This window comes from Halosimplex marinum (assembly GCF_051414075.1).
GTDB classification, from domain to species: domain Archaea; phylum Halobacteriota; class Halobacteria; order Halobacteriales; family Haloarculaceae; genus Halosimplex; species Halosimplex marinum.
The window spans coordinates 397691-420198 of the sequence record NZ_JBLKNY010000003.1 but is presented as its reverse complement, the minus strand read 5'-3'; the positions used below and the strand labels follow the sequence as shown (position 1 = coordinate 420198).

Below are 22508 nucleotides of genomic sequence, written 5' to 3'. Positions count from 1 at the left end.
TACAGTCCCTGGTGCGGGTATGCACGTGCTCGTCACGGGGGCGACGGGGTTCGTCGGGGGGCGGCTCGTCCCCGCGCTGACCGGCGCCGGCCACGACGTGCGGGCGCTGGTCCGGGACCCGTCGGCCTACGACCCGCCGCCGGGCGTCGAGGTGGTCCAGGGCGACCTGCTCGAACCGGGGACGCTCGCGTCCGCCTTCGATGGGGTCGACGCGGCGTACTACCTCGTCCACTCGATGCGGGCCGGCGACGACTTCGAGGAGCGGGACCGCAAGGCCGCGAGCAACTTCGCGGCCGCCGCGGACGATGCGGGCGTCGAGCGGGTCGTCTATCTCGGCGGGCTCGGCGAGGACGCCGACGACCTCTCGCCGCACCTCCGGTCGCGCCGCGAAGTCGAGCGGATCCTCGCCGACGCCGACTACGCGCTGACGACGCTACGGGCGGCGGTCATCGTCGGCGACGGCAGCGCCAGCTTCCGGATGGTCCGCCAGCTGGTCCGGCGGCTGCCGCTGATGGTCACCCCGCGGTGGGTCAAAAACGAGTGCCAGCCCATCGCCGTCGACGACGTGGTCGCGTACCTCGTGGGCGTCCTCGACGCGCCGGCGACCGCGGGCGAGACCTACGGGATCGGCGGCCCCGACGTGCTGACCTACCGCGAGATGCTCGCCCGGACCGCCGAGGCGATGGGCCGGCGCCGGCCGCTGGTCCTCTCCGTGCCGGTCCTCACGCCGAAGCTCTCCTCGTACTGGATCGGGCTCGTGACCGACGTGCCGACGGCGGTCGCCCGGCCGCTCGTGCTCGGGCTGAGGAACCCGGTCGTCGTCACCGACGACGCGATCCGCGACCACGTCGACGTCGATCTAACGTCGTTCGACGACGCCGTCCGGAAGGCGCTCGCCCCCGAGACGGGGACGACCGCGGCCGCCCCCGGCGGGAGTCCGACGGCGGGCGAGCGCGGGGGGCGGACCTGATGGGGAGCGGCCCGTCGCCGGACGACCACGCAGCTCGCGATCCGCCGTCCGACGAAACCGCGACCCGCGACCCGCCGCCCGACGAGGCCGCGACCCGTGACCCGTCGCCGGACGGCACCGATTCCGACGATACCGCGACCGACCCGCTCGTCCCGGAGTACGGGGAGACGTGGGTCTACGAGAGCATCGTCGGCGCGCTCCCGGGGGTCCACATCTCCGAGCGGCTCGCGCTGGTCATCCAGTTCTCGCTGTTCGAGGCCGGCGTGCTGGTGCTGGCCGCGATCTACGGGCTTCCGGAGGGGGCCATCGCGGGGACCGTCGCCGTCCTCGTGGCGACCGCCGGCAGCCTGGAGATGCTGCGGATCAGCAAGCTCGTCCGCCGGGCGGACCCACCGGAGCCGTACCGCCGGCTCGTCTTCGGCTCCAGCATCGAGGTCGTCCTCGGCGTGCTGGCGTTCGTCGCCCTGTTGACTTACCTGCTCGTCGTCGACCCGCGCACGCCGCGCCCGCTGGTGACCGAACTGCTGGGGCCGGAGCCGCCGCTGGCCGCGACGTATCTCACCCTCCTGGTGCTGTGGGACGTGTGCTACCGCATCGGCACCGGCTGGTGGGCCAGCGTCGCCGCGCTGTGGCGGTCGGCCCGCTTCCGCTTCTCCCCCGAGCAGACCCGCGTCCTCGCCCGCGCCGACCTGGAGACGATGGGCTTCGGACTCCTCCAGCTGCTTTTGGTCCCGTTCCTGCTGGACCACACCGTCCTGCTGGTCGCGGTGGTCGGGCACGTCCTCGCGGTCGCGACCGTGACGACGCTGTCGCTGGTCGTCCTCTACAGTCGCACGGAAGGAACCGGGGCGATTACGAATTTATCTCCTTGAACTGGTCGAGTAGCTCCTCCGTCGACTCGTCGCTGTCGTACTCCACCGTCCCGCGGTACTCCGTCCGCTGGTCGTCGTCGCTCACCTCGACCTCGCTGTGCTTGCGCTCGCGGCGCTCATGCTCCACTTCGTCGTATGCACCCATCGACATTGTGTATCACACCCACACTTGTGAGTTAACACCTATCAATGTAACGGTCGGCGCGATTCCTCACCGAGCGGCCCCGAGGTGCGCGATCCCGGCAGGTCGGCTCCCTCGTCGCGTCGGTCCCCTCGTCGCGTCGGCCGGGGCGGCGAGTCCGAACAGTGTATACCGCTGGCCGCCCCTCCCCCCGATATGGCCGGACCGGTTCGCTTTCGGCGGTCGACCGGGCGCTGGGACGAGCAGCGGGTCAGGCGGGACCTGCTCGCCCCGCTCGACGACCGCTTCGGCGCGCGACTGACGACGCCGAAGATCGACGGGCCGCAGGGCTACGAGGCCCGCCGGCTCGAGATGGACAACGGCGATCTGGCCCTGTTCGCCTGGAACGACGACGGCGCCTACTGGCTGGGCAACACCGAGACGCCCGAGACGCTGTGGCGCACCGACAAGGAGACCTTCGACGAGGCGCCCTACGAGGTCGCCCGCTGGGCCCAGCGCGAACTCACCTACGACCTCCAGCGCCAGGCCCCCTGGCTCGCCGCCTACGAGTACGTCTCGTGGTTCTTCCTCCCCGTCCTCTTCTCGAAGGACGGCCGCGAGACGACCCGCGCCTTCTTCGACCGCGACGCCGCGGGCTTCCCCGACGCCACCCGCGAGGAGGGACTGGAGTTCTACGAGCGGTTCCTGAAGACCGGCGTCCTCGACGACCACCGCTACACCATGGCCGCCAAGCTCGGTACCAGCGAGCGCAACGAGTTCAGCCGGATGCGCGCCACCATGGGCGAGTTCGACGCCGCCAAGCTGCTCGCGGATGCCGACATCCAGTTCGTCCCCGAGTCCGAGCAGGACTCGGGCCACGCCCTCGATTTCGCCGTCGAGACCCCCGGCGGGGAACGGCTCGTCGAGGTCACCCGCCCGATGGCCCCTCGCAATCGCCCCGCGGGGACCCCCATCGCCGCGCTGCGGCGCACCGTCGACTCGAAGACCCGCGACCAGCTGGCCATCCACGACGACGCCGTCCTGTTCGTCGACTGCACCTCCTTCCGCGACGACGAGTGGAACCCCATCCGCGCCGAGCGCCCCTCCGTCGGCTACCGGCCCACCGTCGTCTTCCGCTACCGCCCCGACGGCCGCTGCGAGGGCTACCGCCACGGCGACGTGCCCCTCGACCTCGACGCCGCCGTCGAGTGGGTCTGACGGACCGACCGCTCGACCGGTCCGGACCGGCGGCCCACGGAGGGCCGCGCGCTGACGGTGCGCTCGTGTTCCCGACAGCACCGCGGGGCGCCTGCTCGCGACTCCGCGGGAAGTCCGCTCGCGACTCCGTCGGCGGTAACCGTCTCGGTCACCCGAAGTCCGTCCGACAGGCCACGGACCACTCGCAGTCCGAAACCTCGACGAGTCGGTCGTAGAACCGCCGCAACCCCTCGGACTCCGTCTCGGGGAGGACGTGCAACTGGACGGCGCGGTTCCGGACGGTGACGCGGAACACGTCGGCGGTCCCCTCGTCGCGGACGAGATACAGCGGCATGGGCAGCTCCATGAAGTCGCCCGAGCGGTAGGCGTCGGCGTCGAGCACGTCGGCGACGAGCGATTCGAGCTCGCCGTCGGATCGGTCGGCCTCCGGGGTGCAGACGAAGACCGTCTCGCCCTCGTACTCGACGCCGCCGCCCCTGGGGAACCGCCGCTCGGGCCGCCCCGGAATGGCGAACGAGGGGTCGCGCGCCGTCATGTGGTCGCCTCGCCCGGTGATAGGGCGCCATGCCTTTTAAGCTCTCGCGCGTTGAGCGTTCGACCTCGTCTGCGAATGTCTCGGTTGTCTCTGTCGAGCGTGTCGTGAAGTGATCTTGCGAGGGCGACCGCAGGAGGCGGCAGGCGATGAAAGCCCTCGGCGCGCTCTCTAGCAGTAACCGCGACCGCGCTCGACGGTGAGCGCTGAAAGCCCTCGGCGCGCTCGCGGTCGCTGAGGCGGGATATCCGCGCTCTCGGCACCGCCCGCGCGGATAGTGCCCGCTCAGGCGACCACGCAAGCGCGAGCGCGCCTCGCCCTTTCAGTCCACCAGGACCGCAACCACACCGCGACCGCCCCGCACAGCACCGCAGACGGCCACGAGCCTCCCCAGCCGATTCGCGACACGCGAGTCGCGAATCCCTCGCGCGGCTACGGTCGCGCGCATGAACGCGCGCTCCAGCGCGCGCCGACCGCACCGCAACCGCAACAGCTACTGCCTGTACTGAGCAAACCCTAAGCGAAGCGATGGACAGGGGGCGCTCCGCGGGCGTTTCGTGGCGTGAGACGCCCGCGTGGGGACCGGCGAACGGGGAACCGCCGAGAGAGCGGACCTACAGGAACTGCCCGAGGGGCCCGTAGAAGAACGTGACGTAGGCGACGTACAGCAACGCGACGACGGAGGCGCCGATGGCGGCCTTGGGGCGTTCGACCTCGATGTCGCGGCGGACCTCGACCTTGCGGGACTCGAACTCGAAGATGTCCGTCAGGAGGACGAAGATGGCGATGACGGAGGTGACCATGCCGGGGTGGTGGGCGACGGTGAGGTAGTAGAAGCCGCCGAGCACCAGGGCGACGTTGGTGAGGACGTGGAAGGGGTGTCGCGAGAGTTCGTCGGCGTCGCCGCTCTCGGCCTGCGAGAGGTGGCGTCGGTGCGCCAGCGCGCGCGCCGCGATGTTCAGGACCACGAGACCGAGGAGCACCGCCTCGATGACGAGCACTTCCTCGGTGATGTGGCTGTCGAGGACCGCGTCGACCGGTCCGAACAGCTCGTATGCAACCATACCCGGTGGATCCGTCCGTCGCACATTAGAGCTTTTCCAATCCAGCGCGGTCTCGTCGCCGTTCGCGGGCCGAACGTGTGCGAACGGCGTCGGGACCGTTCGGGACCGCCCCGACTTGCCCGCGGCGGAGTCCGGGGCCGGTCAGGCCGGCGGGTACGGCGACCGGCCGGCCGCGACGACGGCGACCGAGATCGACCCCGCGGGGACCACGCGGACGGGGTCGTCGGGCTCGACCGGACCGACGACCCTGTCGTCGGCGAGCAGGTGGACGGTCGTCTCGTCGCGCTCGACGGTGACGCCGAGGCCGTCGGGCGGGAGGGCCCAGTGGTCGATGTCCGTCTCGAAGGGGGCGACGGGGACGACGGCGACCGCGTCGGTGTCGGGCGCGAGGACGGGACCGCCGGCGTCGCTGGCGTACCCCGAAGAGCCCGCTGGCGTGGCGACGGCGACCCCGTCGGCGCGGAACCGCGCGACCCGGTCGTCGCCGCTGTCGACGGCGTACTCCGATATCTGGGCGGGCTCAGCGCTGACGAGCATCAGGTCGAACAGCGCCGTCGCCCGGGTCCGGTCCGCGACCCGCACGTCGACGAGCGGGTGGGGGACGGACTCGTAGTCGCCGGCCAGCAGGTCCGCGACGGCGTCGCGGAGCGCCTCGCGCGGCGCCGACCGGACGCCGCGGCCGGCGGCGACCGGCAGGACCGGGCGGTCCGTGCCCGTCCGTGCGACGGCGAGCAGTGCGGGTTCGCCGACGGCGACGAGGGCGTCGCTCCCGTCGACGACCCGGCTGGCCGCCCCGGCGGTCGCCCGGCCGCCCGCGGACTCGACGGCCGCGACGGCCGCCTCGGCGTCGGCGCCAACGACGCCGACGAGCGGACTGTCGCTCATCACCGGAGCGTGGCGGTGACTCGGCAAAAAGGCACCGCACCGCGGGCGTTTCGACCGACGGCTGCGGGCGCAACCGCCGAGACCACGCCGGTGGCCCGGTATTCGGAGTGGTTGGCGTTGCAAGCCGCGCACTCACGCGCTTCGGCGTCCGATCACGGGTATGACCAGAGAGACCACGCGACGGGCGTTCGTGACGGGTCTCGCCGGCGCCGGGGCGGCCGGAGCGGCGGCCACACCGGCGGTCGCGCAGGAGACCGAGACCGACGACGGCGGGACGGCGACGGGAAACGGAACAGCGACCGCGACCGACGGCGGGACGGCGGCCGGCACGGCGACGGGTGAGGGGACTGCCGCCGGCGGGGACGGGACTCCGGGCGACGGGACCGCCGGCGGTGGCGGGGGCGGCCAGCCGGACTTCGACGGCTGGTTCGAGGGCGTCGGCAACTACACCGGCGAGGTCGTCGACCTGCGCGGCGAGTCGGACCCGGAGGTCCAGGTCGGCACCGAGGCCAACGGCGGGGCCTTCGGGTTCGGCCCGCCGGCGGTCCACGTCGAGAACGGCGCGACGCTCACCTGGACGTGGACCGGGGAGGGCTGTCCGCACAACGTCGTCGAGGACGAGGAGGTCTTCGACTCCGGGGAGCCCGGCTGCGAGGGGGCCTCACCGTTCGAGTACACCTTCGAGGAGGACGGCATCTACCCGTACGTCTGCGAGCCGCACGTCCAGCTCGGGATGAAGGGGGCGGTCGTCGTCGGGACCGACTACCCGACGGTCGACACCGGCGGCGGTGGCGGGGGCGGCCCGGGGATCCCGGAGGTACCCGACGCGGCGCGGACGCTGGGGGTCGCCACGGGCGTCGCGATGGCCGCGACGCTCGGGCTGACGTACCTCTTCATCAAGTACGGCGGCGACTACGGCGAGTTCGAGGAGGCCTGATAGGCTGAGACCCCCTCAGCGACGACTTTTGCGGTGTACAGCGGGCCCGGGAGATATCGCCGTGCGTCCGGCGCCGTTCCGGTGGATTCACTACGGGCGGGTCCATACGGCCGGGCATGAGCGACCAGAGCGCGGACGTGTCACGGCGGGCGTTCCTGCGCGCCGGCGCAGGCGCCACAGCAGTCGCGGCCGGGGCGGGCACCGCCGCGGGCCAGGAGGGGACTGACTCCGGCGGCGGTGGCGGCGGCAACGTCAAGCCCGTCTTCCCATCCTACGTCAGCGACGCGAACGGTGGCAGCTACGAGGACCTGCGCGGCCAGTCCGAGGCGACCGTCGAGGTCGGCGTCGGCTCCGGCGGCTTCGCGTTCGCACCGACCGACATCTGGATCGACTCGGGCACGACGGTCGTCTTCGAGTTCGCCTCCCCCGGCCACAACGTCAAGCCGACCGAACAGCCCGAGGGCGGCGGCCTCGCCGGCACGGAAGGCGGCGAGTTCGCGACGATCGCCGAGGGCGAGACCTACGAGGTCACGCTGGAGACCGGCGGGATGTACACGTACAACTGCGCTCCCCACGAGGGCCAGGGCATGAAGGGCGCCATCGCCGTCGGCAGCGACGTGGAAACCGAGGAACTCGACACGGGTGGCGGCGGCGGCTCACGCCCGGAAGTCCCGGCCGCGGCGAAGTCCCTGGGCATCGCCACCGGCTTCGGGATGGCCGCGACGCTCGGGCTCGCGTACTTCTTCATCAAGTACGGCGGCGACTACGGCGAGTACGACGAGTAGGCTCGCAGCTCTTGACTGTCGACGTTCGGCGGCAGTTCAGATAGCGTCCGGGCGGGTGTGGACCGTCAGGTCGACCTCGCGGGGCTGGCCCTCGATGTCCGCGACGATCCGTTCGACGACCCGCTCGGCCTCCTTCTGGATCAGCGGTTTGACTTTCTCGACGACCCACGACAGCGAGACGAATCGCGGGAGGTCGATGCTGCCGGCGTTGACCGAGCCGGGGTCGTACTCGATGCGCAGGGAGACGCGCGAGGCCGCCTCGACCCCGTCGGGCGCCTCGCCGGCCGCCTCCTCGACGCGCCAGTGGCCGTCGGCGTCGATGTTCCTGGTGACGCGCCAGTCGAGGCGCTCGGGCGGGTCGGCGTCGACCACCTCGGTGTGGGCGGTGTAGGTGAGCTTCCACCAGGCGAAGCGCAGTGCGTACCGGGTACCGGGCGAGCCGTCGCCGTCGCGACGGACCTCCTCGAGGTACTCGGAGTAGTCGGCGTACCGCGGGAAGTCGACGATGAACTCGTAGGCCTCCGCGGGCGGCACGTGGATGACCGTGCTGACCTCGACTTCGTCCACACCCGCCCTGGGGCCCGCTGGTACTAATAGCCTCGCCGGCGGGCGCTCCGCTTCGACGGTGGCACGGAACGATGTCGGAAGGAAAACGGGGTCTGTCGCCGCTCAGGGCGCGGTCTCGGGGTCGGCCTCGACGGTCGGGTCGACGGCGGCCGGGCCGTGGTCGTCGGTGTCCTCGTCGGTGCGTTCCCGGAGGTAGACGCCGAGGTAGCCGCCGACGGCGCCGGTCCCGGCGACGACCGCGGCGGTGACCGCGAGCGCGAACAGGGCGATCGCGACGAAGACGGCGGCCCCGAACGCCTCGCCGCCGGCGACTGCGCCGAAGCTGAACACGCTGAACACTCCCAGGAGCACCGCGAAGACGGGCACGGCGGCGATCAGTCCGGAGACCGCGCCGATCCTGGCGCCCTCCGTGCGGGTGCCCCGCTGGAGGTATCCCGCGACGCCGCCGCCCAGCACCGTCGCGAACGGGATCCACGACAGGACCACCATCACGACCGCGCCGATCAGCGCGTTTACCCAGAAGTCACCCTCGCGGCGCTCGACGAACGAGTCGGATCTCGTAGCCATGAGGAAGTATACGCTCGCTCACACGATAAAGCTATGTGCCAGTTTGTCCCCATTGCGAGCTCTGTGGCCCGATATTCTGCGTCCGGCCGCGTCGGCAGTCACCGCGTGACGGTCACGGGGACCGACGCCCTGTCGATGACGCTCTTGGCGACGCTCCCGACCGCGCCCGGCGTCTCGGAGCGGCCGCGGTGACCGACGAAAATGGCGTCGACGCCGGCGTTCTCGGCGTACTCGGGTATCGCGGTCGCCGGCCGGCCGGTCAACAGTTGCGTCTCGATCGTGATGTCACCGCCTTCGGCGGCGTCCGCGGCCGTCTCGACGGCGGCGTCGAGGATCTCCTCGGCGTGGTCGACGGCCGAAGCCTCGCCCGGCAGGACGATGTCCCCGTCGACCAGTTTCGTCTCGGGGGTCAGTACGTGGACGACCTCCAGGTCCGCGTCCCGGACGCTCGCTTCGTCGGCGGCGTGTTCGACGGCCCGGTCGCTGACTGTCGACCCGTCGGTCGCGACGAGGTAGTGCATACCCGACCGTTCGCCGCCGACGGTATAATCGCCTCCGGCCGTTCCCCCTCGCTGAGAACGGGGACGGGACCCGCGGTGGCCGCCCGGAGACTCCGGGGGCGGCGGCCCGACGCGCTCGCCGCGCCGGCCCGACAGACCTATTATCGAGAGCGTGGACAGGGGGGCGTATGAGCGACAGCGAGGAGTTCGGCGAGTTCGGCGGCCGACACGTCCCGGAACCGATGCAGGAGCCGCTGGCGCAACTGGCCGACGCCTTCGAGACGGTGGCACAGACCGAGGAGTTCCGCGCGGAGTTTCGGTCAGTCCTGGAGGAGTACGCGGGGCGGCCGACGCCGGTCTACCACGCGGAGAACCTCAGCGAGCGCTACGGCGCGGAGATCTATCTCAAGCGGGAGGACCTGCTCCACGGCGGCGCCCACAAGATCAACAACGCCGTCGGGCAGGCACTGCTCGCGGAGAAGGCCGGCAAGTCGCGGCTCATCGCAGAGACCGGCGCCGGACAGCACGGCACGGCGACGGCGATGGTCGGCGCCCTCTTCGACCTCGACACCGAGATCTACATGGGGAAGAAAGACGTCGAGCGCCAGCGGATGAACGTCTTCCGGATGCGCCTGATGGGCGCGGAGGTCAACGAGGTCGAGCGCGAGGGTCAGGGCCTCTCCGAGGCGGTCGACGCCGCCCTGGAGGACTTCGTCGAGAACATCGACGACACCCACTACCTCGTCGGCTCCGTGGTGGGGCCGGACCCGTTCCCGCGGATGGTCCGGGAGTTCCAGTCGGTCATCGGCCGCGAGGCCCGCGAGCAGTTCCGCGAGCGGACGGGCGAGTTGCCCGACGCGGCCGTCGCCTGCGTCGGCGGCGGGTCGAACGCCATCGGCCTGTTCCACGCGTTCCGCGACGACGACGTGGCCTTCTACGGCGGCGAGGGCGGCGGGGAGGGGGCGGATTCGGGCCGCCACGCCGCGCCGCTGGACGACGGCCGCGAGGACGTGCTCCACGGGATGAAGACCCGCGTCATCGACGACGACACCGAGGTCCACTCGGTCTCCGCGGGCCTCGATTACCCCGGCGTCGGCCCGGAACACGCCATGTTCCGCGAGATGGGGCGAGCCGAGTACCGGGCGATCACAGACGAGGAGGCGCTCGAAGCGTTCCGCGCGCTCAGTGAGGAGGAGGGGATCATCCCGGCGCTGGAGACGGCCCACGGGCTGGCGATGGCAAAGCGGGTAGCCGAGGAGACCGACCACGAGACGATTCTCGTCAATCTAAGCGGCCGCGGCGACAAGGACATGGAGACCGCCGCCGAGCAGTTCGACCTGTCCTGACGGTTCGGCGGTCGCCCGCCCGCGGTCGCACCGCCGCTCTCACTGCCGGTCGACGAGGCCGCGGAGCCGCGCGACCCGCTCGTCGGTCGGCGGGTGCGACCGCGTCTCGACGTGGAACTCGTCGGGGTCGGGCTCGTCGGTCCCGAAGCCCGCCGGGAGCAGGCAGAGCCCGCGCACCTCGTCGTAGGCGAGGCGCTTGTCGACGGTCGGGGCCGCGGCCGTCTCGTCGTCCAGGGTCGCGAGCGCATCGGCGAGAGCAGCGGGGTCGCCGGTGAGCTCGCCGGCCGCCCGGTCGGCCGCGAACTCGCGGTAGTGGGACAGTCGGCGGGCGACGGCGGTCGTCGCCGTCGCGAAGACGCCCAGGGCGACGCCGCCGAGGACGATCGCGGCGGCGAGTCCGCCGGCGAACCCCAGCGCGTAGCCTGGGTCGAACGGGCTCGTCCCCGTGGCGACGGCGCCGAGGAGGTAGAGTGCGGCGACGCCGGCGGCCCAGACGGCGCGGCTACGCGCCCACGGGCCGAGCGAGTCCAGGAGGGAGTAGCGGTCGCCGGTCAGCGCCGGGAGGAACGAGGCGAGGGTCATGACGGTCGCGTCGCGGTGCTGGAGGTGGGCGAGTTCGTGGGCGAGCACGCAGTCCAGCCGGTCGCCGTCGAGCGTCGCCAGCAGGCCGGTGCTGACGACGACGGCGGGCGGGCCGGCGCCGTCGACCGCGAAGCTGTTGGGCGTCTCGCTGTCGACGACGTAGCAGTCTGGCGCGGGGACGCCCGCCTGGGCGGCCAGCCGGGTGAGCCGGCTGTCCAGGTCCGGGTAGGTCCCGGGGTCGACTGGTTCGGCGTCGACGGCGGCGAGCGTCTCCCGGCGGACGTAGCGCAGCTGCGCCCAGACGCTGGCGGCGACGAGCGCGGCCGCCAGCGGGAGCCACCACAGCGCGGCGACCGAGCCGGGGACGCCGACCGCCCGGGCGGCCCGCTCGGCGGCGGCGCCGAGCCACGGCGCCGCCAGGACGAGCACGACGCCGGCGAACAGGGCGTTCGCGGCGACGACGACGGCCAGCGCCGCCGCCATTCGGACCGCGAGCCCGCGGTCGCTCGGGAGGGACACGCCGCCCGGTACTCGCCGGCGGGGCAAAAGCTGTGCGGTCGCTGAACTGTGTGCCGGACGGAAAGGTTTTGACGGGCTGTCCCGACTGTCCGATGTGAAGCAGACGGGTCCCCGCACCGTCCTCGTAGCGCTGGCCGTCCTCGCCGTCGCGCTCGGCGGCGCCCTCTTCCCGGCCTCCGGGTTCGGCTCGGCGCCCGCCGACGAGACGGACCTGATCGGCGCCGGCGGCTCCGCCGGGGTCGCCGACACGACGCCCGACGCGGCCGGTCCGGCGGTGACCGACGCGCCGGGATCGGCGAATGACGACGCACCCGAGACGGCGAACGACGCGCCGGAGACCGCGACGACCGTCCCGTCGACCGTCGTCGACGACGGACCGACGCCTTCCCCGACGCCGGACGCGACGCCGACGCCCTCTCCGACGCCTGTCCCCGCCGACGGGGGCGACGGCGGCGGTGGCGGCTTCGGGCTGGTGCTGTGGTCGATCGCCGGCGTCGGTGTCGCACTCGCGGGCGCGGCGGCGCTCGGCGGACTGTCCTTCGGTTCGGGCGGCGGCTCCGGGGGCGGGTCGAGCCTCGGCCCGTTCACCCTGCCCTGGTCGTTCGGCGGGGGCGGCGGCGTCTCGCCCGCCGGGCTGGTCAAGCGGGTGCCCCAGGCGACGATGGTCGCGCTCGTCGGCGCGTCGACGGGGACGGCGCGCCTGCTGTCGACGACCGGCTCGGTGGCGAGCGACGCGGTCTCGGGGCTCGCCACCGTCCTCGACGGCTCGCGCGCGGCGACCGGCGGGCTGTTCGCCGGGCTGAGCGGCCTGTTCTCGGTCTCGGGCGGGTCGCTCCTGTCCGTGTCGGGCGTCCTGTCCGGGCTGGGCGGTGGCGGCTCGGGCGTCGCGGGCGGGCGCGCACCGGACGCGGACGCGCGGGCGGCCGCCGCGGTCGAACCGGAGTCGGGCGACGACCCGATCCGGACCGTCGAGGACGCGTGGGCGGCGTTCGCCGACCCGCTCCCGGTCGCCGACCCCGAGGCGCGGACGCCGGGCGAGCTGGCGCGGGCGGCGGTCGACCGCGGCGACCCGAGCGAGCCCGTCGAGCGGCTCAGGGACGTGTTCAGGGAGGTGCGCTACGGCGGCGCGCCGGCGACCGACGACCGGACGCGGACCGCCGTCGAGGCCGCCAGGGCCGTGCTCGCGCGGCGGGAGGACGAGGAATGAACGCCCCGCCGTCCGTCGGCCCCGACCGCGACCGGAACCCCTCCTCGTTCGAGCTCGACTTCGACCTCGACCGCGACTTCGGCGGGCGGCGGGTCCGGTTCGGCGCCGGATTCGTCGGCGTCGTCGCGCTCGCGACGGCGCTGGCGCTCGTCGCGGGGGTCGGCGGACCGCGCTTCGCCGACGCGGTCGCCGCGGTCGTCTGGCCGGCCCGTCCGCTCGTCTACTTCGTCGCGCACTTCGCGCTCGTCCTCGGCGCGTGGTCGCTGTGGCGGAGCCGGACGGCCGCCGAGTCGGGCGACGCGACGCTACCCCCGCCCGGGGACGGCGACGACGCCGTCGACCACCTCGTCGGCGAGGACGTCGACGGGGCGCTCGACGCGCTCACCGACCCCGAAGCGTCGAGGGACGGCTGGAAGCGCGTCGACGTGGAGAACCGGGTCCGCGAGCTCGCCGTCGAGGTGCTCGAATCGGAGACCGGCGCCGACGCCGAGGACGCGGTGGAACTGCTGGAGACGGGCGAGTGGACCGACGACCCGCGCGCGGCGGCCTACCTTGGCGAGGATGTCACGGCGCCGGTGCGCGTCCGGGTAGCCGACTGGGCGAGCGGCGACCCGTACCGCCGGCGGGTCGAGGCGACCGTCGCGGAGCTGGCGGCCGTCACCGGCGTCGAGACGGAGGTGTCCGAGGCGTGAGCGACGCCGGCGAGACGACCGCCGACGGACGCGAGGTTGCCGACGAACCCGAGGTGACCGAGTCCGGAACGGCCGAACCCGGCACGGGTGAACCCGACGCGGACACCGGATCGACCGCCGACGCCGAACCGGACGCGCGGGCGGCAGACGCCGACGCGGACGCCCAGATACTCGAATCCGATTCGGACGAACAGACAGCGGAGGCCGACGCCAACGCCCGGGCGGCTGAGGCCGACGCGGAGGCGCAGACGGCGGCGGCCGACGCCGACGCCGACGGGCGGGAGTTCGCCCCGCTCGCGGACGACGGGTCGGCCGAGACGCTGGCGGCGACGACCGGGGCGGAGACGACGGTCGCGGGCGTCGAGAACCGCTGGGCCGCGGGCGCGGCGTTCGCGCTCGCGGCGGTCGCGCTGGGCGTCTTCCTGTCGAACACGGGGCTGTTCCTGGCCGCGGTCGTCGGGCTCGCGTACGCGGGCGCCGCGTCGCTGTCGCGGCCGCCGTCGCCGTCGCTGGTCGTCGACCGCCGCGTCGACCCGGTCGACCCCGACCCCGGCGACCGCCTCGCCGTGACGGTCGCGGTCCGCAACGCCGGCGACCGGCCGCTGGCCGACGTGCGCGTCGCCGACGACCCGCCCGCCGGTCTGACGGTGGTCGACGGGGACGCCCGCGGCGCGGCGACGCTCGAAGCGGGCGAGCGGGCGACTCTAACCTACGATCTGACGGCCGCACGGGGGCGACACGAGTTCGGCGACGTGACCGTCGCCGCGCGGAGCGCGGTCGGCGAGGCCGTCCGGCGGACGGTCTTCGAGGCAGAGCAGTCGCTGGTCTGTCACACCCCGGTCGACTCGCTGCCGCTGGCCGCCCAGACCGGGATCGGCGCGGGCCGGGTGGAGACCGATTCCGGCGGGGAGGGCGTCGAGTTCTACGCCACCCGCGAGTACGCGTCGGGCGACCCGGCGAGCCGGGTCGACTGGAACCGCTTCGCGTCGACGGGCGAGCTCCGGACGGTCACCTACCGCGAGTCGAAGGCGGCGACCGTCGTCGCCGTCGTCGACGGCCGGCTCCAGCGGCGGGCCGCGCCGGGCGACACGGACGCGCGGGACCTCTGTGGCTACGCCGCGGTCCGGCTCGCCGACGACCTCCTCGACAGCGGGACGGCGGTCGGCGCGTCGGTCCTCTCGGCGGCCCGGGGCGGCCGGTTCGGGACCGACGGGACGCTGGAACCGGCGACCGGAACCGAGCAGTCGCTGCGCCTGCGAGCGCTACTGCGGACGAAACTCGGCGTCACGGTGGACGACCTGGACGTGACCGTCGGGCGGTCGTTCGCGGCGGCGACCGGCGACGCCGGCGCGGCCGGCCGTCCGGGGCGGTCGCTCCCGCGGCTCCCGGGCGCGAACCGCCGGCTGGCCGACGCGGTGCCCGCCGGCGCGCAGGTGGTGTTCGTCTCGCCGCTGCTCGACGACGCCGCGGTCCGGGCCGTCGAGCGGCTGGTCGCCCACGAGCACGCGACGACCGTCGTCAGCCCGGACCTGACCGACCGCGGAACGGTCGGCACCGCGGTCGAGCGGATCGAGCGGGCCGAGCGGGTCGGGTCGCTCACCGGGACCGAGCGGGCGCGGGTCGTCGACTGGTCGCCCGACGAACCGCTCCAGGCCGCCGTCGACCGTGCGGCCGCGAGGTGGGAGCGATGAGCGCGACGAGCGACGACCCACCGCGGGCCGGCGTCGTCTCCGCCCGCGGCGCCCTCGCCGTCGCCGCCTGCGTGACGCTGGTCGCGGTCGCGCTCTCCGGCCCCGCACGGCTCGGAGCGGCCGGCGTCGCGAGCGCCCTCGTATTCGGCTGGGGCGTCGGCGCGCTCGACCCCTCCCGGACCCGCCGGCTCGCCCTCGGGAGCGTGGCGGTCCTGGTCGGGTCCGCGGGGATCGTGGCGGTCGGCGGGTTCGCAGTGACGACGGGACGGGTCGGTCACGCGGTGCTGTTCGCCGGGGTCGCGGCCGGCGCGGTCGCGGCGCTGGCGGGCGCCGCCGGCGACGCGCCCGGTCGGCTGACCCGGGTCGCCTCGGAGTCGGGGTTCGTCGCGCTGGTCGCGCTCGGGCTGGCGGTGACGTGGTACCTGCTGGTCGGCACCGGGTTCGCGGCCGGGCTGGCCGCGTGGGCGTTCGCGGGCGCGACCGCGACGCCGGTCCTGGCGGCGGTCTGGCTCCAGGTCGCCGCGCTCGCGGCCGGGCTCGCCGCCGACCGGGCGGCGCGGGCGCTGGAGACCCTCGTGCCCGGCCGTGCCGGCCCGGAGGGCGACCTCGCAGCGGCGTTCCGGCTGACCGTCGACGACGTGCCGCGGTGGTACGTCGCGGCGCTGGTCGTCGTCGGCCTGTTCGGCGCGTCGGCGCTCGTCCGCGAGACCGTCGCCGCGGCGCTTGCCGCCCGGCCCCTGGTCGCGCGGGTCGTCGACGCGGTCCTGCTCGGCGGCGCCGTCCACGCCGCGCTCGGGGCCGCCGCCGCGGTGTCGCTGTGCGTGGCCGCCGCGCCGGCGGTCCACCGCGCGGTCGTCTTCTGGACCGGCCCCTCGCCGGGCGACACCGTGGCCTACGCCGCCGGCGGGTTCGCGGCCGTGGCCGTCGCCGTCGCCGGGGGCGCTCTCGCGGCCGTCGCGCGCGCCGTCGACTTCCCGGTCGGCAGAGTCGCGGTCCCGAACTCGATCACCGTGGTCGTGCCCGCGCTCGTCGGCGCCATCTGCGCGCTCGTCGCGACGCTGGCATTCGTCCACGGCCTGCGCCTCGCTGCGACGAAGGTCGCTCCGCGCGCGGGCGCGTTCGCGGTCGGGGCCGGCCTCGTGCTGGTCGGGACGGCGTTGCTCGCGGACGCGCTCCCGACGCTCGTCGTCGTGGCAGCCGCGGCGGCCGCGCTCGCTGTCTGGGACCTGGGCGTCCACGCCGACGGGTTCGAGCGGGACCTAGGCGGCGTTCGGCCGCCGACGCGGACCGAACTGGTCCACGCGACCGCGACCGGGGGCGTGCTGGTCGCGGCCACCGCCGTCGCGCTCGTCGTCGGGTACCTCGCGGTCCCGCTCCGGGTGTCCGACGAGCGGGCGACGGTCGCGCTGGCGCTGGTGATGGTGTCGGTCGTCGCCTTCGCGGTCGCGCTGCGGGAGTAGCCGCGGCCGCATCGCTTAACCCGACGCCCGGGGAACCGACGCCCATGACCGACGAGGACGTGCTCGTGGTCGGCGGCGGCCTGGCCGGCCTGACGGCGGCGCTGTTCACGGCCCGCGCGGGCCTGGACACCCGCGTGGTCTCGACCGGCGAACCGATCCTCCGGCGCAACGCCCACCTGGAGAACTTCCCGGGCTTCCCCGCCGGCGTCAACCCGCGGCTGCTGCTCGACTCGACGCGCGAACAGGCCGAGCGCAACGGGGTCCGGTTCACCGACGCCCGCGTCGAGCGGGTCGCACCGCTCGACCCCGACGACCCCTCCTACCCCGGGGACGGCGACCTCGGCCCGGCCGACGAGGTGGCGGGGTTCACCGTCTCGCTGGCGGACGGCGACGCGCTCACGGCCACCTACGTCGTCGCGGCGTCGTGGTCGGACCCGTCGTATCTCGACGGACTCGACGTGTCGCTGGTCCAGCGCGGGTCCAAGCAGTTCGTCGGGGTCGACGACCTCGGGCGGACGGAGGTCGACGGGCTGTACGCGGCGGGCCGCCTGGCGAAGCAGTACCACCAGGCGGTCGTCGCGGCCGGCCACGGCGCCCAGGTGGCGATCACTCTCATCGAGGACTCGGACCGCCCCTTCTACCACGACTGGGTCGCCCCGGAGGGGTACTTCACCGGCCGGGACCGGGAGGTTCCGCCGGGCTGCGAGGAGATCGACGAGGCCGAGCGGCGCCGCCGCGAGGACGAGGCCCGCGCGGCCATCCGCGAGTCGGTCGCCGACCCCCACCCCGACGAGCCGACGATGCACCCCAGCGTGACGGAGGAGTGACGCGGCCGCGACCGGGCCGGCGGGACGGCGGGACCGAGAATCGCGTCGCAGCGGCCCCGGAGCGCCAGACATCCGCGATTTCGCGGTCGTGCGCGGCCGGTGAACGAACGGAACACTGAATAGGTCGCTCGCGACGACTATCCGATGGGTGTCAGAGGCATCCCCCATCGGATCGGGCACCCACTCTCCCCCCTCTCGGTCCCCGCTCTCGTCTCTCGACCCGTCGAGCGTTGGGTTTCTCGGACCGCGCTCGCCCGCTTCGCGGCCGCGCGAGCCGCCCCTTATAAGTCGCGGCGGCGAGAAGGTGCGGGCGATGCTGGACGGCGTCAACGTCGCGCTGGGGGTGACCGGCTCGATAGCCGCGGTGAAGACGGTCGAACTCGCCCACGAGTTGCGCCGTCGCGGCGCCGAGGTGAGGGCCGTCACCACCGACGCCGCCGAGGGGATCGTCCACCCCTGGGCGCTGGAGTTCGCCACCGACGAGCCGGTCGTCACCGAGATCACCGGCGCCGTCGAACACGTCGAACTCTGCGGCCGCGAGGGATGGGCCGACGTGTTGCTGGTCGCGCCGGCGACGGCCAACACCGTCGGCAAGATCGCGGCGGCGGTCGACGACACGCCGGTCACCACGTGCGCGACGACCGCCCTGGGCGCGGACGTGCCGGTCGTCGTCGCGCCCGCGATGCACGAGCCGATGTACGACCACCCGGGCGTGCTGGCGGCCATCGACCGCGTCGAGTCGTGGGGCGTCGAGTTCGTCGACCCGCGAATCGAGGAGGGCAAGGCCAAGATCGCCACGGCGGACGCCATCGCGCTGGCGACCGCCCGCGCGGCGACGCCGGACCCGCTCGCCGGCCGCCGCGTCGTCGTCACCAGCGGCGCCACCACGGAGTCGATCGACCCGATCCGCACGCTCTCGAACCGCGCGTCGGGCAAGACCGGCCGCGCCGTCGCCCGCGCCTGCTACGTCCGCGGCGCCGACGTGACCCTCGTCCACGACGGGGCGGACGTGCCCTACGCCGCCGTCGAGTCCGTCGAGTCGGCCGCGGAGATGCTCGAAGCGACGCGCGACGCGGCCGACGGCGCCGACGCGCTCGTCTCGGCGGCGGCCATCTCCGACTACACCGTCGAGCGCCGCGAGTCGAAGATCCGGTCGGGCGCAGAGTCGCTGACGCTCGAACTCGAACCGACGCCGAAGCTCGTCGACGCAGTTCGCGACGAGCACCCCGACCTCCCCATCGTGGGGTTCAAGGCCGAGACCGGCGGGGACGACGACGCCATCGTCTCGCGGGCCCGTGAGTTGCTGAAGCGGGCGGGGGCGGCCTTCGTCGTCGGCAACGACGCGAGCGTGATGGCCGAGGACCGAACCCGGGCGCTTCTCGTCCGCGCCGACGGCGTGACCGAGTACGAGGGCGAGAAGGCCGGGCTCGGCGCCCGGATCGCCGAGGAACTCGCCGCCGAACTCGACTGATACGGATTGCTGTGACTGTTACCGCGACGACCGCCCGACAGCGGGCGGTCGATACGGTAATGACTTACAGCAATCCGTATGACGCGGTTCGGTTTTCCGCCCGGTCCAGTGCGTTTCAGTCGCCGTCCGTCGGACCGGCCGTCGAGCGGTCCCCGGCCGGCAGGCGGTCCGCCGCGAGTTCGGGGAGGTCGGTGGCCTGAACGACCCGGACGGCCGCGAGGCCGACGAGGACGGCGTTGCCCCACAGGCCGGGCTGGAGGAGCAGGTAGACGGGCCGCAGCGCCTCGAACGCGGGGACGGCGTTCGGGACGGTGACGACCAGGAACCGGAGCCCGTAGGAGTGGAAGTGTACCAGGAGGACGCCCAGGAGGACGAGTTCGGGGTAGCCGTCGCCGTCGAGTTCGCCGGCCAGCAGGACGACGGCGGCGGGTAGCAGGGCGACGAAGTAGTAGGCGTACGTCTGGGGGGTAACGAGCGGGACGGCGGCGACGCCGAGCGCGAACACCTCCCGGCGGGCCCGTTGCGGTGCGAGAACGGCGAGACCAGCGGTGGCGGCGGAGGCGGCGAGTCGGAACACCTGCGCGGCGGGGAGCCACGCCAGCGGCTTGTAGTACGGCGCGAGCCACAGCGTCGGCGAGCGGGCGCCGTCGCTCCCCTGGGCAACGCCCCACCGCAGCACGTCGAGGTAGGTCAGGTGCGCGCCGACCCCGAAAAAGCGGATCGACAGCCAGGCGACCGGCGGGACCGCGAGGAGCGCGCCGACCAGCCGCCGCCGGTCGTGGAGGAGGTGCGCGCCGACGGGAGCGTAGGCGAACTTGACGACCCCGACGGCGGCCGTCGCGGCGCCGGCGAGCAGCGCGAGCGGGCGGTCCCACGGGTCGGCGTCGGATGCCTCGGCCGCCTTCCGGCGCGAGCGCCCGTCCCGGACCAGCGCCGCGGCGGCGAACGAGAGCAGTCCGCCCATGAACAGCGCGGTCTGCCCGAGCTTCGCGGTCAGGAGGACCGGGTGGAAGCCCGCGAGGAGCCACGCCAGCCCGAGCCGCTCGTACCACCGGGGGTCGTAGCCCAGCGCCGCGACCAGCGCCTGGAGGCCGAGCCACAGGAAGACGCCGCTCGCGAGCAGCCAGGCCATCGCCCCGTCGCGGAACGCCAGCAGCGCCTCGAACGGCCAGAACAGCAGGACCACCACGGGCGGGTAGAGGTACGTGCCCCAGAACCCGCCGTCCTCGGTCCGCCGGTAGAGCGGCTCGCCGGCCCGCCAGCGGTCGACGGCGCCGGTGTAGGCGCCGAAGTCGCCGAACCGGAACGCCGAGGCGAACTCGACGTTCGCCCGCAACCACCAGTCGAGGACCGGGTAGGCCGACAGGGAGACCGCGAGGAGTGCGGCGACGGCGACCAGCGCCGGGCGCTCGCGGCGGCGCGCCCACAGCCGTCCCAGGATCGACATATCCGCCGGTACTGTCCGGTCTGATGAATGTCTTCTCTCGAATCAAACGGCTCTTTGATCCACCGCAGTCGGGCGGTTCCGCGGGCGCAGGAGGGCCGCGGGCGCGACGCCGGACGGCGTCGCTCAGGGCTCGGCGACGACGACCAGGCGCGTCGACTCCCGTTCGAGGGGGGCGCCGTCGAGGCCGGCGTACAGCGAGACCGACCCGAAGCCGGCGTCACGACACAGCGTCGCGAGCTCGGCGGGCGCGTACAGCCGCACGTCGTAGACCATCTCGCCCTCGTAGTCGTACCCCTCGTCGGTCTCCGCGAAGACGCGGCGGGTCGTCTCCATGCGGGCGGTTTCGGGGTCGTACTCGACGGACTCGACGACGAGGGCGTCGTCGTCTTCGGGGACGGCGGCGGGTCGGAAGTCCGCGAGCACGCCCTCCCGGTTGACCAGTTCGACGACGAGCGCGCCGCCCTCGGCGGTGCGCTCCGCCATGCCGGCCAGGATCTCGCGGTTCGTCGCCTCGTCGTAGTAGCCGAAGGAGGTCCAGATGTTGGCGACGAGGTCGTACTCGTCCGTCCGCCCGGCGAGGTCACGCATGTCTGCGCGCTCGACGGTCACCGCGTCGCCGACCCCGCGCTCGTCGATCCGCTCGCGCGCCCGGTCGAGATACGACTCGGAGATGTCGATCCCGCGGACCGCGACGCCGCGCTCGGCGAGTTCGACCGCGTGGCGGCCGATGCCGCAGGCCACGTCGAGCGCCGACGCCGGTTCGATCCCGCGGTCGGCCAGCAGGGCGAGCAGGTCCTCGGTCTCCTCGGCCGCGTCGTCGAGGCGGCCCTCGAGGTGGCGACGGAACACCTCGGGGTTCTCGCGGTAGACCGATTCGGTCCAGTGGGTCATACCGGCGGATCGACGCCGGACGTGAAAAGGGGCGGGGCGGTATGCGAGACGGTAACAAATTCCGGCCCGGGGCTCGTTGACTCAGTCGTCGTTCGAGCCCTCGTCGTCGCGCAGGGGGACGGTCCCGGGCCAGTCGGCGGTCTCGACGAACGGGACGCCCATCTTCCCGGCGGCCCGCGAGATGACGTGCGCGCCGGTCGGGGCCGTGAAGAAGAGGAAGACGATCCCGACCAGCGAGGTCAGGCCGGGGCCGACCGGGCCGTAGTAGGCGGTCGCGGCCAGCAGTATCGAGGAGGCGCCGAGCGTGGCGGCCTTGCTGGTGGCGTGCATCCGGTTGTAGACGTTCGGGAGCCGGAGCAGTCCCACCGTGCCGACGAGGAGGAAGAAGCTCCCGACGACGACGAGCGCGGTCACGACGACGGCCTGGACGGTCGGCATCATTCTATGATGTCTCCTTCGGTGATGAACCGCGCGACAGCGATGGTACTGATGAAGCCGATGATGGCCAGCACGAGGCTCACCGTGACGAACAGACCCCGCCCGGTCTGGAGCGCGAACAGCGCGGCGATGGCGACGACGTTCGTCCCGATGGTGTCCAGCGCGACCACCCTGTCGGGGACGGTCGGCCCGCGGATGACCCGGTAGCCCGCCAGCAGCGTCACGCCGCTGGCCAGCAGGAGCCCGCCGAGGACGGCCGTCTCGACGAACGCGGGGACCTCACTCGCCATCGGTCTCACCCCCCGCGTCGGCCGGCTGTTCGCCCGCGCCGGTCGGGCTGTCCTCGCCGGTGTGGTCGCCGGTCGATTCCGACTCGGTCCGGTCCGGGTCCGGCACGGGGTCGCCGGGGTCGCGGTCCTCGTCGAAGATCCGCAGCGCCAGGTCCTCCCAGGTGCGGATCGGGTCGACGATCGACTCGCGGTCGCGGCCGTCGATGGCGTGGACGTACAGGGCGTTGCGCTCGGCGTCGTAGTCCATCGACAGCGTCCCGGGCGTCAGCGAGATGCTGTTGGCGATGGTCGTGACCGCGAGGTCCGTCTCGACCCGGAGCGGGAGCTCGAACACGTCGGGCTCGATGGGCATCGACGGGGCGAGCACGCGGTAGGCCACGTCGACGTTCGCCGTCGCGAGTTCCTTCGCGAAGTGGCCCAGGTAGATCCCGGCGTAGGGGAGCCCGCGCAGGCGGTCGCCCAGGGCCAGGTCCGGCAGGTAGAACCGGCGGAACGCGTAGGCGATCGGGAGCCCGACCGCGAGGCCGATGATGAACTCGCCGAGCAGTTCGTCGGGCGTGACGCCGCGGACGAACAGCCAGGCGACCGCGAGGCCGGCGCCGACGCCGATCCAGCGTCTCATCGGCTCA

At 73.5% G+C, this 22508-nt stretch carries 25 protein-coding genes; 12 read left to right on the top strand and 13 right to left on the bottom strand.

All coding sequences use genetic code 11. The features are described from left to right. Positions 1–19 precede the first annotated feature (19 nt). Both ACMGFI_RS03075 and ACMGFI_RS03070 read left to right on the top strand, forming a co-directional pair. A complete protein-coding gene (locus tag ACMGFI_RS03075) occupies positions 20–970 on the top strand; it encodes an NAD(P)H-binding protein (protein WP_436907248.1) in 951 nt (316 codons plus the stop codon). Further along, entirely contained in the window at positions 970–1842 is an 873-nt protein-coding gene (locus tag ACMGFI_RS03070) for a DUF7530 family protein (RefSeq protein WP_436907246.1), read from the top strand. Before ACMGFI_RS03075 ends, ACMGFI_RS03070 begins: the two co-directional genes overlap by 1 nt. Here the strand turns inward: ACMGFI_RS03070 and ACMGFI_RS03065 are convergent. Beyond that, positions 1823–1993 (bottom strand): DUF5786 family protein, encoded by a 171-nt coding sequence (locus tag ACMGFI_RS03065; RefSeq protein ID WP_436907244.1) that lies wholly within the window; start codon positions 1991–1993, stop codon positions 1823–1825. The two genes, ACMGFI_RS03070 and ACMGFI_RS03065, sit on opposite strands and share 20 nt — an antisense overlap. Positions 1994–2179: 186 nt before the next feature. Here ACMGFI_RS03065 and ACMGFI_RS03060 point away from each other — a divergent pair, with 186 nt between their 5' ends. Further along, positions 2180–3181, top strand: a complete 1002-nt coding sequence (locus ACMGFI_RS03060) for a DUF5784 family protein (RefSeq protein ID WP_436907243.1) — start codon at positions 2180–2182, stop codon at positions 3179–3181. Positions 3182–3329: 148 nt separating this feature from the next. On the opposite strand, the gene ACMGFI_RS03055 is transcribed toward ACMGFI_RS03060, so the two are convergent. From ACMGFI_RS03055 to ACMGFI_RS03045, 3 genes are all read right to left on the bottom strand, one after another. After that, on the bottom strand, positions 3330–3716 hold the full coding sequence (locus ACMGFI_RS03055) for a hypothetical protein (protein ID WP_436907240.1): 387 nt from the start codon (positions 3714–3716) through the stop codon (positions 3330–3332). Positions 3717–4327: 611 nt separating this feature from the next. Next, complete coding sequence (locus ACMGFI_RS03050; RefSeq protein WP_436907239.1) at positions 4328–4777, bottom strand: DUF7313 family protein; 450 nt, start codon at positions 4775–4777, stop codon at positions 4328–4330. A 141-nt stretch (positions 4778–4918) separates the two neighbouring features. Beyond that, the gene (locus ACMGFI_RS03045; protein WP_436907237.1) at positions 4919–5662 is read right to left on the bottom strand and encodes an NAD(+)/NADH kinase; all 744 of its coding nucleotides are present in this window, start codon (positions 5660–5662) and stop codon (positions 4919–4921) included. A gap of 160 nt (positions 5663–5822) precedes the next feature. On the opposite strand from ACMGFI_RS03045, the gene ACMGFI_RS03040 reads away from it, so the two are divergent. Then, positions 5823–6599 (top strand): halocyanin domain-containing protein, encoded by a 777-nt coding sequence (locus ACMGFI_RS03040; RefSeq protein ID WP_436907236.1) that lies wholly within the window; start codon positions 5823–5825, stop codon positions 6597–6599. Positions 6600–6715: 116 nt separating this feature from the next. Further along, positions 6716–7384, top strand: coding sequence for a plastocyanin/azurin family copper-binding protein (locus tag ACMGFI_RS03035; protein ID WP_436907235.1), 669 nt, complete (start codon positions 6716–6718; stop codon positions 7382–7384). 36 nt (positions 7385–7420) lie between these two features. Here the strand turns inward: ACMGFI_RS03035 and ACMGFI_RS03030 are convergent, their stop codons facing one another. The 3 genes from ACMGFI_RS03030 to ACMGFI_RS03020 form a co-directional block, all read right to left on the bottom strand. Further along, entirely contained in the window at positions 7421–7951 is a 531-nt protein-coding gene (locus tag ACMGFI_RS03030) for an SRPBCC family protein (protein WP_436907233.1), read from the bottom strand. Positions 7952–8053: 102 nt separating this feature from the next. Beyond that, positions 8054–8518: a DUF5518 domain-containing protein gene (locus tag ACMGFI_RS03025; RefSeq protein WP_436907232.1), complete on the bottom strand. Its 465-nt coding sequence runs from the start codon at positions 8516–8518 to the stop codon at positions 8054–8056. 98 nt (positions 8519–8616) lie between these two features. Further along, entirely contained in the window at positions 8617–9039 is a 423-nt protein-coding gene (locus tag ACMGFI_RS03020; protein ID WP_436907231.1) for a universal stress protein, read from the bottom strand. A gap of 167 nt (positions 9040–9206) precedes the next feature. Between ACMGFI_RS03020 and trpB the strand changes: the two genes are divergently transcribed. Further along, positions 9207–10364 carry a tryptophan synthase subunit beta gene (trpB, locus tag ACMGFI_RS03015; protein ID WP_436907229.1) on the top strand — a complete coding sequence of 386 codons (1158 nt, stop codon included), beginning with the start codon at positions 9207–9209 and terminating at the stop codon, positions 10362–10364. 39 nt (positions 10365–10403) lie between these two features. Here trpB and ACMGFI_RS03010 read toward each other — a convergent pair whose 3' ends face one another. Then, positions 10404–11465: a M48 family metallopeptidase gene (locus ACMGFI_RS03010; RefSeq protein WP_436907228.1), complete on the bottom strand. Its 1062-nt coding sequence runs from the start codon at positions 11463–11465 to the stop codon at positions 10404–10406. Between the two features lie 94 nt (positions 11466–11559). Between ACMGFI_RS03010 and ACMGFI_RS03005 the strand changes: the two genes are divergently transcribed. The 6 genes from ACMGFI_RS03005 (at position 11560) to coaBC (ending at position 18813) form a co-directional block, all read left to right on the top strand. Further along, positions 11560–12672 carry a DUF4129 domain-containing protein gene (locus ACMGFI_RS03005; protein ID WP_436907227.1) on the top strand — a complete coding sequence of 371 codons (1113 nt, stop codon included), beginning with the start codon at positions 11560–11562 and terminating at the stop codon, positions 12670–12672. Then, positions 12669–13364 carry a DUF7269 family protein gene (locus ACMGFI_RS03000; protein ID WP_436907225.1) on the top strand — a complete coding sequence of 232 codons (696 nt, stop codon included), beginning with the start codon at positions 12669–12671 and terminating at the stop codon, positions 13362–13364. The genes ACMGFI_RS03005 and ACMGFI_RS03000 overlap by 4 nt, the downstream gene beginning before the upstream one ends. Beyond that, positions 13361–15055 (top strand): DUF58 domain-containing protein, encoded by a 1695-nt coding sequence (locus ACMGFI_RS02995; protein WP_436907223.1) that lies wholly within the window; start codon positions 13361–13363, stop codon positions 15053–15055. Before ACMGFI_RS03000 ends, ACMGFI_RS02995 begins: the two co-directional genes overlap by 4 nt. Next, positions 15052–16515, top strand: coding sequence for a hypothetical protein (locus ACMGFI_RS02990; protein WP_436907221.1), 1464 nt, complete (start codon positions 15052–15054; stop codon positions 16513–16515). The genes ACMGFI_RS02995 and ACMGFI_RS02990 overlap by 4 nt, the downstream gene beginning before the upstream one ends. 44 nt (positions 16516–16559) lie before the next feature. After that, positions 16560–17342, top strand: coding sequence for an NAD(P)/FAD-dependent oxidoreductase (locus tag ACMGFI_RS02985; protein ID WP_436907218.1), 783 nt, complete (start codon positions 16560–16562; stop codon positions 17340–17342). Positions 17343–17655: 313 nt separating this feature from the next. Further along, positions 17656–18813: a bifunctional phosphopantothenoylcysteine decarboxylase/phosphopantothenate--cysteine ligase CoaBC gene (coaBC, locus tag ACMGFI_RS02980; RefSeq protein WP_436907216.1), complete on the top strand. Its 1158-nt coding sequence runs from the start codon at positions 17656–17658 to the stop codon at positions 18811–18813. 115 nt (positions 18814–18928) lie between these two features. Here coaBC and ACMGFI_RS02975 read toward each other — a convergent pair whose 3' ends face one another. The 5 genes from ACMGFI_RS02975 to ACMGFI_RS02955 form a co-directional block, all read right to left on the bottom strand. Beyond that, positions 18929–20260, bottom strand: coding sequence for a glycosyltransferase family 87 protein (locus ACMGFI_RS02975; RefSeq protein WP_436907214.1), 1332 nt, complete (start codon positions 20258–20260; stop codon positions 18929–18931). Between the two features lie 123 nt (positions 20261–20383). Continuing rightward, on the bottom strand, positions 20384–21151 hold the full coding sequence (locus tag ACMGFI_RS02970; RefSeq protein WP_436907213.1) for an SAM-dependent methyltransferase: 768 nt from the start codon (positions 21149–21151) through the stop codon (positions 20384–20386). An 81-nt stretch (positions 21152–21232) separates the two neighbouring features. Beyond that, complete coding sequence (mnhG, locus tag ACMGFI_RS02965; RefSeq protein WP_436908833.1) at positions 21233–21589, bottom strand: monovalent cation/H(+) antiporter subunit G; 357 nt, start codon at positions 21587–21589, stop codon at positions 21233–21235. Further along, positions 21589–21879, bottom strand: a complete 291-nt coding sequence (locus tag ACMGFI_RS02960; protein ID WP_436907211.1) for an MrpF/PhaF family protein — start codon at positions 21877–21879, stop codon at positions 21589–21591. The genes mnhG and ACMGFI_RS02960 overlap by 1 nt, the downstream gene beginning before the upstream one ends. Further along, positions 21869–22501, bottom strand: coding sequence for a Na+/H+ antiporter subunit E (locus tag ACMGFI_RS02955; protein ID WP_436907210.1), 633 nt, complete (start codon positions 22499–22501; stop codon positions 21869–21871). Before ACMGFI_RS02955 ends, ACMGFI_RS02960 begins: the two co-directional genes overlap by 11 nt. Positions 22502–22508: the final 7 nt, after the last annotated feature.